8 protein-coding genes are annotated in these 11,295 nt (G+C 63.4%); all 8 read left to right on the plus strand.

Features of this window, described 5'->3' with window-relative positions:
• Positions 1 to 9: 9 nt before the first annotated feature.
• The 8 genes from rbbA (at position 10) to AT302_RS24470 (ending at position 11,273) form a co-directional block, all read left to right on the plus strand.
• A complete protein-coding gene (gene rbbA / locus AT302_RS24435) occupies positions 10 to 2,802 on the plus strand; it encodes a ribosome-associated ATPase/putative transporter RbbA (RefSeq protein ID WP_084656441.1) in 2,793 nt (930 codons plus the stop codon).
• The gene (locus AT302_RS24440) at positions 2,799 to 4,046 is read left to right on the plus strand and encodes an ABC transporter permease (protein WP_237172010.1); all 1,248 of its coding nucleotides are present in this window, start codon (positions 2,799 to 2,801) and stop codon (positions 4,044 to 4,046) included. The genes rbbA and AT302_RS24440 overlap by 4 nt, the downstream gene beginning before the upstream one ends.
• 105 nt (positions 4,047 to 4,151) lie before the next feature.
• On the plus strand, positions 4,152 to 6,563 hold the full coding sequence (locus AT302_RS24445) for a DUF3141 domain-containing protein (RefSeq protein WP_084656443.1): 2,412 nt from the start codon (positions 4,152 to 4,154) through the stop codon (positions 6,561 to 6,563).
• Between the two features lie 372 nt (positions 6,564 to 6,935).
• Positions 6,936 to 7,523, plus strand: coding sequence for an anthranilate synthase component II (locus tag AT302_RS24450; RefSeq protein WP_058376222.1), 588 nt, complete (start codon positions 6,936 to 6,938; stop codon positions 7,521 to 7,523).
• A 139-nt stretch (positions 7,524 to 7,662) separates the two neighbouring features.
• Positions 7,663 to 8,691 (plus strand): anthranilate phosphoribosyltransferase, encoded by a 1,029-nt coding sequence (gene trpD, locus AT302_RS24455; protein WP_058376223.1) that lies wholly within the window; start codon positions 7,663 to 7,665, stop codon positions 8,689 to 8,691.
• Positions 8,692 to 8,762: 71 nt separating this feature from the next.
• Positions 8,763 to 9,575 (plus strand): indole-3-glycerol phosphate synthase TrpC, encoded by an 813-nt coding sequence (gene trpC, locus AT302_RS24460; protein ID WP_058376224.1) that lies wholly within the window; start codon positions 8,763 to 8,765, stop codon positions 9,573 to 9,575.
• Positions 9,576 to 9,589: 14 nt separating this feature from the next.
• Positions 9,590 to 10,285: a CYTH domain-containing protein gene (locus tag AT302_RS24465; RefSeq protein WP_058376225.1), complete on the plus strand. Its 696-nt coding sequence runs from the start codon at positions 9,590 to 9,592 to the stop codon at positions 10,283 to 10,285.
• A gap of 100 nt (positions 10,286 to 10,385) precedes the next feature.
• Positions 10,386 to 11,273 (plus strand): uracil-DNA glycosylase, encoded by an 888-nt coding sequence (locus tag AT302_RS24470; RefSeq protein WP_058376226.1) that lies wholly within the window; start codon positions 10,386 to 10,388, stop codon positions 11,271 to 11,273.
• The last annotated feature ends 22 nt before the right edge of the window (positions 11,274 to 11,295 follow it).

Here is an 11,295-nt window from a genome sequence, read left to right on the forward strand (position 1 = left end):
CGCCGCATCATGACGGCGCCCCTCCCTCCTCCTGCCGGCGGCATCGACAGCAACAGCGCAGTGCCCGTCGTGCATGTTGCGGGCGTGACCTTGCGCTACGGCCGCAAGACGCTCGCGCTCGACGACGTCTCGATCGACATCCCAGCGAACCGCATGGTCGGTCTGATCGGCCCGGACGGCGTGGGCAAGTCCACGCTGCTCTCGCTGATTGCGGGCGCGCGCGCGGTACAAACGGGCACCGTGGAAGCGCTCGGCGGCGACATGGCCAGCAAGGTGCATCGTGACCTCGTGTGCCCGCGCATCGCCTACATGCCGCAGGGGCTCGGCAAGAACCTGTATCCCACGCTCTCCGTCGAAGAGAACCTGCAATTCTTCGCGCGCCTGTTCGGGCACGACGCGGCCGAGCGTCGCCGCCGTATCGACGACCTGACGCGCAGCACCGGGCTGCAACCGGTCCTCGCGCGGCCGGCGGGCAAGCTCTCGGGCGGTATGAAGCAAAAGCTCGGCCTGTGCTGCGCGCTGATTCACGACCCCGACCTGCTGATTCTCGATGAGCCGACGACCGGCGTCGATCCGCTCGCCCGCGCACAGTTCTGGGATCTGATTGCGCGCATTCGCCGCGAGCGGCCGACCATGAGCGTGATCGTCGCCACGGCCTATATGGACGAGGCACAGCGCTTCGACTGGCTGGTGGCGATGGACGCAGGCAAGGTGCTCGCGACCGGCACACCCGCCGAACTGCTCGCCCGCACGCATCGCGACAATCTCGAAGCGGCATTCATCGACCTACTGCCCGACGACAAGAAACTCGGCTACGAGCCCGTCGTCATTCCACCGCTTCACATCGACGAACACACCGAGATCGCCATCGAAGCCAAGGGCTTGACGATGCGCTTCGGCGATTTCGTGGCGGTCGATCACGTGGATTTCCGCATTCAGCGCGGTGAGATTTTCGGCTTTCTCGGCTCGAACGGCTGCGGTAAATCGACCACGATGAAAATGCTCACCGGCCTGCTGGAAGCCAGTGAGGGGCAAGCGTGGCTATTCGGTCGCGAGGTCAATCCGAAAGACATCGATACCCGCCGTCGCGTGGGTTACATGTCGCAGGCGTTCTCGCTCTATACCGAGCTGACCGTGCATCAGAATCTGGTGCTGCACGCACGCCTGTTTCACGTTCCCGAGGCGGAGGTGAGCACCCGGGTGGACGAGATGGTGCTGCGCTTCGGTCTGGCCGACGTGCTCGACGCCCTGCCCGACAGCATTCCGCTCGGCATGCGTCAGCGCCTGTCGCTCGCGGTCGCGATGGTGCATCAGCCCGAGTTGCTGATTCTTGACGAACCGACGTCCGGCGTCGATCCGGTAGCGCGCGACAATTTCTGGCGCCTGTTGGTGGAGCTGTCGCGGCGCGACCGCGTGACGATCTTCATCTCCACGCACTTCATGAACGAGGCCGACCGCTGCGACCGCATTTCGCTGATGCACGCGGGACGTGTGCTGGTCTCCGATCCCCCCGCCAAGATTACGAAAGACAAGGGCGCCGCGACGCTGGAGCAGGCGTTCATCGAATATCTCGTGGAAGCGGGCGGCGGCACGCCTGAAGCGCCTGAATCACCCGAATCGCCGAAGACCGAACCGGCTGCCGCAGCGCCCACTGAAACCGCACACACGAAGCACAAAGCGTTTTCGTTCGGCCGCATGATCAGCTACCTGTGGCGCGAAACACTGGAGTTGCAGCGCGACCCCGTGCGCGCCACGTTGGCACTCGTCGGCTCGCTGGTGTTGATGCTGGTGATGGGCTACGGCATCAGCATGGATGTGGAAGACCTGCGCTACGCCGTGCTTGATCGTGACCAGACCACGCTCAGCCAGAACTACGCGCTCAATATTGCAGGCTCGCGCTACTTCATCGAGCAGCCGCCGATTGTCGATTACGACGATATGGACCGACGCCTGCGTGACGGCGAACTGGCACTGGCCATCGAGATTCCGCCGGGTTTTGCCCGCGACGTATCGCGTGGCAAGAACGTGCAGATCGGCGCGTGGATCGACGGCGCGATGCCGATGCGCGCCGAGACCGTGCAAGGCTACGTGCAGGGCATGCATCAGAACTGGCTGGCCGATCAGTCATTGCGACGCCTCGGCGTGCGCGCGACCGCCTCGCTCGACATCGAGACACGCTATCGCTACAACCCCGACGTGAAGAGTCTGCCGGCCATGGTGCCCGCCGTCATTCCGCTGTTGCTGCTGATGCTGCCGGCGATGCTCACGGCGCTGTCCGTCGTGCGAGAAAAGGAACTCGGGTCAATCCTGAACCTGTATGTCACGCCGGTCACCCGCACCGAATTTCTCATTGGCAAACAGATTCCGTACGTGGCGCTCGCCATGCTGAATTTCCTGCTCATGGCGCTGATCGCCGTGACGCTCTTCGGCGTACCGATCAAGGGCAGCTTCTTCACGCTGCTGACGGCCATCTTCATCTTCAACGTGGTTGCCACAGGCATCGGCCTGCTCGCGTCCACCTTCACCCGCAGCCAGATCGCGGCCCTGTTCTTCACGATGATCGGCACCATGATCCCGGCGATTCAGTTCTCGGGCATGCTCACGCCGGTGCCATCGATGGAGGGCTCAGGCCGGTTCATCGGCGAGATCTACCCGGCGACCTACATGCTGATCATCAGCCGGGGCGTCTTCAACAAGGCGCTCGGGTTTGCTGACCTCGGCAATGCCTTCTGGCCGATGCTCGTCGCCGTGCCCGTGATTCTGGGCGCCACGATCCTGCTGCTCAAGAAACAGGACAAATGATGGCGAGCCCCTCGACCCCGCAATCGCCAACGCCAACGCCGCCGGCATCTTCGACGCCCCCCGTCGCGCCCGCGCGAACCCCGGCAAGCGCTGACAAGCCGCGCAACCCCCACGCGTGGCGGCGGCATCTGGCCAACATCTACCGGCTTGGCGTGAAAGAGCTGTGGAGTCTAGTGCGCGACCCGATGATGCTCGTGCTCATCATCTACACGTTCACGGCCTCGGTGTATTCGTCGGCCACGGCGCAGCCCGACACGCTGCATCTCGCGCCGATCGCCATCGTCGACGAAGACGCGTCACCGCTGTCCGCACGCATCGTCTCCGCGTTCTACCCGCCGCAGTTCGCGCAGCCGCGCATGATCAGCGCCGACGCCGTGGACCGGGGCATGGACGAAGGCGCCTACACCTTCGCGCTGAACATTCCGCCCAACTTTCAGGCCGACGTGCTCGCGGGCCGTCATGCGGAAGTGCAGTTGAACGTGGACGCCACGCGCATGAGTCAGGCGTTCTCGGGCAGCGGCTACGTGCAGCAGATCGTGTCGGCGGAAGTGCGGGAATTCGTCCAGCGATACCGATCAAATGCGGAGCTGCCGGTGGAGCTGGCGTTGCGCGTGCGTTTCAACCCGACGCTGGAGCGGGCGTGGTTCGGCGCGCTCATGCAGATCATCAACAACATCACGATGCTGTCGATCATCCTCACGGGGGCCGCCCTGATTCGTGAGCGAGAGCACGGCACCATCGAGCATTTGCTCGTCATGCCGGTGACACCGACCGAGATCATGCTGGCGAAAGTCTGGTCGATGGGCATGGTGGTGCTGATCGCCGCCGCCATGTCGCTCTGGCTGATCGTGAGCGGCGCGCTGAATGTGCCGATCGGCGGGTCGGTGGCACTGTTCCTGCTGGGCGCCACGCTGCACCTGTTTGCGACCACGTCGATGGGCATCTTTCTGGCGACGCTGGCCCGCTCGATGCCGCAGTTCGGCATGTTGCTGATTCTGGTACTGCTGCCGTTGCAAATGCTATCGGGCGGGAACACGCCGCGCGAAAGCATGCCGAAGGTGGTGCAGGACATCATGCTCGCAGCACCCACGACGCACTTCGTCGAGCTGGGGCAGGCGATCCTGTTCCGAGGCGCCGGGATCGGCGTCGTGTGGGTGCAGTTCGTGGCGCTGGCCGTGATTGGCGCCGTGTTCTTCGCCATCTCGCTGCGACGTTTTCGCCGCACGCTCAGTTCGATGGCTTGATGTTGTTAACAAGGGGCGCGCGGGTATCGCCGGGTTCTCGGGTGACGCCTGCGCTTTCACAGCATCCGCCAAGCCCTGTCATGCCGGATTTGCGAGGTCATTGCCATGCCTGCCAAGTCGTCTGCCGCACTCCAACGCCAAACGTCCCGCGCGACGTCTTCCACTTCCACCTCACGGTCTGACACGCCATGGCTTGCCGCCAATCCGTGGCTCGACAATATGCCGTGGATGGCCGCCGCTGCCGAGTATGCCGTCGACGCGTGGCAGCGCAGCGTGCTCTTCGCAGACGTGATGCGTCAGCGCGGCAATCAGTATCAGGAACATTTGGCCGAGTCGGCACCGAATGTGCTCGACTTCCCGTCGGAAGTGATTCTCGATGGGCACGACCTGCCGCGCCCGTGCAACTACTGCCTGATGCGGATTCAGCCCCCTGACGATGCGCCCACGCTGCCCAACGCGCGCCCGTTCGTCGTGGTCGATCCGCGTGCGGGGCACGGCCCGGGCATCGGCGGGTTCAAGCCCGATAGTGAAATCGGTGCTGCCTTGCGGGCCGGTCATCCGTGCTATTTCGTCGGCTTTCTGCCCGACCCGGTACCGGGCCAGACGGTCGAAGACGTGATGCATGCGGAAGCGGCGTTCCTTGAGAAAGTCATCTCGATGCACCCCGAGGGTGCGGGCAAGCCGGCCGTGATCGGTAATTGTCAGGCCGGCTGGCAGGTGCTGATGACGGCGGCCATGCGCCCCGAGCTGTTCGGCCCGATCATCGTGGCCGGTGCGCCGCTCTCGTACTGGGCAGGCTGGCGCGGACGCAACCCCATGCGCTATTCCGGCGGCCTGCTGGGCGGCAGTTGGCTCACGGCGCTCACGAGTGACCTTGGCGATGGCCGCTTCGACGGGGCATGGCTCGTCCAGAATTTCGAGAATCTCGACCCGGCCAACACGCTGTGGCGCAAGAAATACCACCTGTACGCCAACGTCGATACGGAAGCGCCGCGCTATCTCGGTTTTGAGAAGTACTGGGGCGGGCACGTGTTCCTCAACGCGGTGGAGATGCAGTACATCGTCGACAACCTGTTTGTCGGCAACCGGCTCACCAGCGCGGAACTGATCACGAGCGACGGCATCCGGCTCGACCTGCGCAATATCCGCTCGCCGATCGTGGTGTTTTGCTCGTACGGCGACAACATCACGCCGCCGCCGCAGGCACTCGGCTTTATCACCGACATGTATCGCGACGACGCGGAAGTGTTCAGCCACGACCAGACCATCGTGTACGCCACACACGACAGCATCGGCCATCTGGGCATCTTCGTGTCGAGCAGCACCGGGAGAAAGGAGCACCGCAAGTTCGTCAACAACATCGATCTGATCGACGTGCTGCCGGCGGGTATCTATCAGGCGCAGATTGCCGAAAAAACCGCCGATACGCCGCATCGGGAGCTGATCGATGGCGACTATGTGATGTCGATCCAGCGGCGCAGCATCGAGGACGTGCGCGCCATCGTGCAGCCGGACACCGAGAGCGACCGGCGCTTTGCGGCGGTGGCGCATCTGTCGGATATCAATCTCGGCCTGTACCGGAGCCTCGTGCAACCGTGGGTGCGGGCGATGGTTACGCCGAACTCGGCGTACTGGATGCGCATGCTGCATCCGTTGCGCGTGAGTTACGAAATGTGGTCGGATCGCAATCCGTTTGCCGCACCGTTTGCCGAGAAAGCCGAGCGCATTCGCGAGACCCGGCAGCCGGTGTCGCCGGACAACCCGTTCCTCGCGTTTCAGACCGCCATGTCGACGGCCATCGAGCAGTCGCTCAACTTCTATCGCGATATCCGCGATGACGGCTACGAGAAGGCTTTCGAGCTGATCTACGGTCAGCCGTGGGTACAGGCGCTTGCGGGGCTGCACGGCAGCGACGGGGCGGCGGTGCGCGTGCATCCGGGCACATCGCCGGAGCACATTGCGTTCGTGAAAGAAGCACTGGCCAATCGTCAGCACGAACTGCATCACGGCGGCGCACTGGAGGCAGGGATTCGTGCGCTGCTGTGGGTGCATCGTCTGCATGGTGAAGCCGATGAGCGTCAGTTCAATCTGGCGCGGTCGTTGCCGCGCAGCGAACGGGACATTCCCATCGAAAGTTTCCGCGAGATGATCCGCCGGCAGGCGGGCTTGCTGCGAATGTCGCCGGACGCCGCCATGAACGCCATTCCGGGCATGCTGGCGCACGCCTCGCCCGAACACATCCGTCTGGTAGCGAAGGCGGTGAAGGATCTCAGCTTCGCGGTGCCGATCGACGGCGACGAGCAAAGTGATCTGGAACGGGTTCTGGCGGTATTCGAAGACGCCGCCTTGAAGCAGGAACCCAAGCAGGCACAGAAGCAGGCAACAAAGCGGACACCCGCTGCTGCGCCCCGCAAACGCACGACGGCGGTCAAGAAAAGCGCCCCAGTGGCGACGAAAGCCGCGACGAAACCTGCGACAAAAGCCACAACGGTCCGGAAGTCGAAAAAGGGCGCCTGAGCGTCGCATTCTGCCCTCTGATCGGGGGGCAGAATCGTCGAATGACGGGCCCTGTCGCGCGCACATTCTTGCGAGAAATGGCCCGATCACGCGAGAAATTCGCTGTTTGACCGCTTTTTGCGACACCCCGCCCACGAGCAACGGTGGTTACTGCTACAATCGCCGTCACTATGAAGTCGATTCAGTCTTCCTCCCTCCTCTGGTCGTCCCTGACCGTCGCCCTGCGCTGGTGGCGGTAACCCGCCACGTCTATCTCATCCCCATAGCGCCCTCCCCCGCGGACCGCGAAGTCAATGTGGGGGCACGCTCAGGGGAAATTCGCAAATCTCACGCGTTCGACATTTCAATGTCACCAGACGAACAGGGACCATCATGCTGCTGATGATCGACAACTACGACTCGTTTACCTACAACATCGTCCAGTACTTCGGTGAATTAGGCGAAGACGTGCGCGTCTTCCGTAACGACGAGATCACACTCGACGCCATCGCCGAGCTCTCCCCCGATCGCATTTGCCTCTCGCCCGGCCCTAGCTGCCCGGCCAACGCAGGCATCACGCTCGACGTGCTCAAGCGCTTTGCGGGCGAAATTCCGATTCTTGGCGTCTGCCTCGGCCATCAGGCCATCGGCGAAGCCTTCGGCGGCAAGGTCATCCGCGCCCAGCAGATCATGCACGGCAAGGTGAGCGAGATCGAAACCACGCAACAAGGCGTGTTTGCCGATCTGCCCAAGCGCTTTACCGTCACCCGCTATCACTCGCTGGCCATCGAGCGCGCATCGCTGCCCGATTGCCTCGAAGTGACCGCCTGGACCGACGACGGTGAAATCATGGGCGTGCGCCACAAGACGCTCGACGTCGAAGGCGTGCAGTTCCACCCGGAGTCGATCCTCTCGGAACACGGCCATGCCGTGCTGCGCAATTTCCTGCAAGCCGCGCCGCGTGTGGCGCAGGCCGCCTGAATTCGGCGCAGCGCTGCACCCCAAGCGATTTCGAATGACATGAGCAGGTTGCCCGGCATCGATGCCGGCACCTGACGGACAAGACAGCGGATCGCCGCGACAACCACGCGGCCGACCCGGCAGAGGAGAGAAGTCTTCCATGATTACCCCGCAAGAAGCCCTGCAGCGCACGATCGAACACCGCGAAATCTTTCACGACGAGATGCTCCATCTGATGCGTCTCATCATGAAAGGCGAGATCTCGCCGGTCATGTCGGCCGCCATCATCACCGGCCTGCGCGTGAAGAAGGAAACCATCGGCGAGATCGCCGCGGCCGCGCAAGTGATGCGTGAGTTCGCCAATCACGTCGACGCCCCGGCCGACGAGCATTTCGTCGATATCGTCGGCACCGGCGGCGATGTGTCGCACACGTTCAACATCTCGACGGCGTCGATGTTTGTCGCCGCAGGCGCGGGTGCGAAGGTCGCGAAGCACGGCAATCGCGGCGTCAGCTCGAAGTCGGGCAGCGCCGACGTGCTCGAAGCGCTGGGCGTGAACATCATGCTCTCGCCCGAGCAAGTCGCCGAGTGCCTGCGTGAAGTCGGCATCGGCTTCATGTTCGCGCCGAACCATCATCCGGCAATGAAGAACGTGGCCGCCATCCGCAAGGAAATGGGCGTGCGAACGATCTTCAACATCCTCGGCCCGCTGACCAACCCGGCCGGTGCACCGAATCAGTTGATGGGCGTGTTCCACCCCGATCTGGTCGGTATTCAGGTGCGCGTGATGCAGCGTCTGGGCGCGGAACACGTGCTTGTCGTCTACGGCAAGGACGGCATGGATGAAGTGTCGCTGGGCGCCTCCACGGTCGTGGGTGAGCTCAAGGACGGCAAGGTCACCGAATACGAAATTCATCCGGAAGACTTCGGTTTGCAGATGGTGAGCAACCGCAGCCTGAAAGTGGGCAGCGCCGAAGAGTCGAAGACGATGCTGCTCGAAGCGCTCGACGACAAGGCGGGCACTGCACGCGAAATCGTGGCACTCAACGCGGGCACGGCGCTGTATGCCGCCAATCGCGCCGCGTCCATCGGCGACGGGATCCGCATGGCACGCGAGTCCATCACGAGCGGTGCCGCGCGCGCAAAACTCGACGAGTTCGTGACGTTCACGCAACGATTCAAATCGTAATCTGATGGTCAGATGCCGAACGTGTCACGTCGACGTCTGACCCACTATTGAAGCCCGAAATACTGATCGCTATGTCTACCGTTCTCGACAAGATCCTGGCCGTGAAGGCCGAAGAAGTTGCCGCCACCAAGCGCGCCCGCGACCTGATCAGCCTGCGCCGCGATGCCGAAGCCACCGTCGGCGACAGCGAATTACGCACGCGCGATTTCGTGGGTTCGCTGCGCACGAAGATCGAAGGCGGGCTGTCCGGCGTGATTGCCGAAATCAAGAAAGCGAGTCCGTCGAAGGGCGTGATTCGCGAGAACTTCGTGCCGCCGGCCATCGCCGAGTCGTATCAGCGTGGCGGTGCCGCGTGTCTGTCGGTACTGACGGATGAGCAGTTCTTCCAAGGCAAGACCGAGTATCTGAAAGCCGCACGCGCCGCGTGCGATCTGCCGGTGCTTCGCAAAGACTTCATGATCGACGCCTATCAGGTGTATGAAGCCCGCGAGATGGGAGCGGACTGCATTCTGCTGATCGCCGCTGCACTGGAACTGGCACACATGCGCGATCTGGAAGCGCAGGCGCACGAGCTGGGCATGGCGGTGCTGGTGGAAGTGCACAACGGCCGCGAGCTCGATGCAGGTCTTGAGTTGAGCACGCCGTTGCTGGGCATCAACAATCGAAACCTGCACAACTTCGAAGTCACGCTGGACACCACGCTGGGCCTGCTCAAGCACATTCCGCAGGATCGTCTGGTGGTGACGGAGTCGGGCATCCTGTCGCGTGACGACGTGACCCGCATGCGCGCGGCCAACGTCAATGCCTTTCTCGTCGGCGAAGCCTTCATGCGCGCGCCCGAGCCGGGCGATGCCCTCGCCACGCTGTTCGACATGCCGCGCTGATACAGGAGCGGTCAATGGCCATCGAACGCGAACTCAAACTTGCCCTGCCGGGCGACCTCCCCGCTGCACGTGCCGACGCCCTCATCGCGCATCTCGATCACCTGCCCGGTGCCGAGGCGCGAGGCGAACGCCATCTCGTGAACCGCTATTTCGATACGCCATCGCTCGCGCTGTCGCGTGCCAAGGCGGCCTTGCGTCTGCGCTTCGTCGCGCGCGACGGTCATCCGGGACAGTGGCTGCAAACATTGAAATCAGTCGGTGAAGCGCGCGACGGTTTGCATGTGCGCCACGAGTGGGAACAGCCGGTCAAGGGTGAGGCGCTGGAACTTGATGCGCTGATCGCCGCGTGCGACGTCCCCGCGACGGCGGCGATGCTGCGCGCCGAGGGGGCGAGCGTGGTTGCCCAGTTCGAGACGAACTTCGTGCGGCGGTTGTGGCGCTACGTTGCCGGTGACGGGACAGCAGTGGAGATTGCCTTCGATCGTGGCGAAGTCGCCGTCGAAGCCAACGGCCAGCGCCACACGGCACCGCTGCTGGAAGTCGAACTGGAATTGCTCGAAGCGCCCGATGACGACCGCAACGCACAGGGCGAGCGCATTCTCTTCGCGCTGTCGCAGGACTTGCGGCAAGTGCTGCCCGAGTTGCACAGCGACGACGTGAGCAAGGCGCAACGTGGCTATCGTCTGCGACAGAAGGTGCTCGGCGGTTGAGGCCGATGAGCGAGCACAACCGTGACGACGCGCTGATGGGGTCATCGCCCGACCGGCGTCGCCTGCCTTCCGAATTCACGTATTTCCAAAGACCTACCGCATGACATCACGCGCACGAGCGAAAGCCAACGACGAGCATCAGCGCTCCCTGTTCGACGATCCCGCACCGGCCACCGAGACTGCCGACGCCAATACGGCGGTTGAAACAGGTTCGGCTGCGAGGGTGAGTGGCGCGAGTGAGGCCGTGGCAGCCCCTGCTGTCGCGGGGCCGCTGCAAGGCCGTGTCGAAGATCAGTTCGATGCGCTGCCTGCCGCATGGAAGGCACTGACCGCACCGTTCGTCGCCAGCGACGCGTACGCACCGTTGTGCCGGTATGTCGACGCGGAAGTGGCGGCAGGCAAGACGGTCTATCCGGCCGACATTTTCCACGCGCTGCGCATGACGTCGCCGCAGGACGTCAAAGTCGTGATTCTTGGACAAGACCCGTATCACGGCGACGACCATGGCATCGCACAAGCGCACGGCATGGCGTTTTCGGTGCAACGCGGGGTGCGCGTGCCGCCATCGTTGCGCAACATCTACAAGGAAATCGAGCGCGATCTCGGGATATCACCGCCGTCGCACGGCAATCTCGATGCGTGGGCCAAGCAAGGCGTATTGCTGCTCAACACGACGCTGACGGTCGAAGCAGGCAATGCGGCAAGTCACGCGAAGCCTTTCAAGAAAGGCGGCTGGCAAGCGTGCACGGACACGCTGCTGGGTGGTCTCGCGGCACAGCAAGGCCCGCTGGTATTCCTGCTCTGGGGCAGCCATGCGCAGGCAAAAGCGCCTTTGCTTGCGGGACACGGGCATCTGCTGCTCGAAGCCCCGCACCCATCGCCGCTCTCGGCGCATCGGGGCTTCCTCGGCTGCGGCCATTTCAGCGCCGCCAACGACTTCCTCGAACAGCACGGCAAGACACCCATCGACTGGCGTTTGCCGGATTGAGACTGCCGATGATCGCTTTGGC

The organism is Pandoraea norimbergensis (assembly GCF_001465545.3).
In the GTDB taxonomy this organism is placed as follows: Bacteria; Pseudomonadota; Gammaproteobacteria; order Burkholderiales; family Burkholderiaceae; genus Pandoraea; species Pandoraea norimbergensis.

Bases quoted from the DNA above. Each gene is read 5' to 3' on its own strand.
- trpC (WP_058376224.1), top strand. From the start codon at position 8,763: ATGTCTACCGTTCTCGACAAGATCCTGGCCGTGAAGGCCGAAGAAGTT.
- AT302_RS24470 (WP_058376226.1), top strand. From the start codon at position 10,386: ATGACATCACGCGCACGAGCGAAAGCCAACGACGAGCATCAGCGCTCC.
- AT302_RS24465 (WP_058376225.1), top strand. From the start codon at position 9,590: ATGGCCATCGAACGCGAACTCAAACTTGCCCTGCCGGGCGACCTCCCC.
- AT302_RS24440 (WP_237172010.1), top strand. From the start codon at position 2,799: ATGATGGCGAGCCCCTCGACCCCGCAATCGCCAACGCCAACGCCGCCG.
- trpD (WP_058376223.1), top strand. From the start codon at position 7,663: ATGATTACCCCGCAAGAAGCCCTGCAGCGCACGATCGAACACCGCGAA.
- rbbA (WP_084656441.1), top strand. From the start codon at position 10: ATGACGGCGCCCCTCCCTCCTCCTGCCGGCGGCATCGACAGCAACAGC.
- AT302_RS24445 (WP_084656443.1), top strand. From the start codon at position 4,152: ATGCCTGCCAAGTCGTCTGCCGCACTCCAACGCCAAACGTCCCGCGCG.
- AT302_RS24450 (WP_058376222.1), top strand. From the start codon at position 6,936: ATGCTGCTGATGATCGACAACTACGACTCGTTTACCTACAACATCGTC.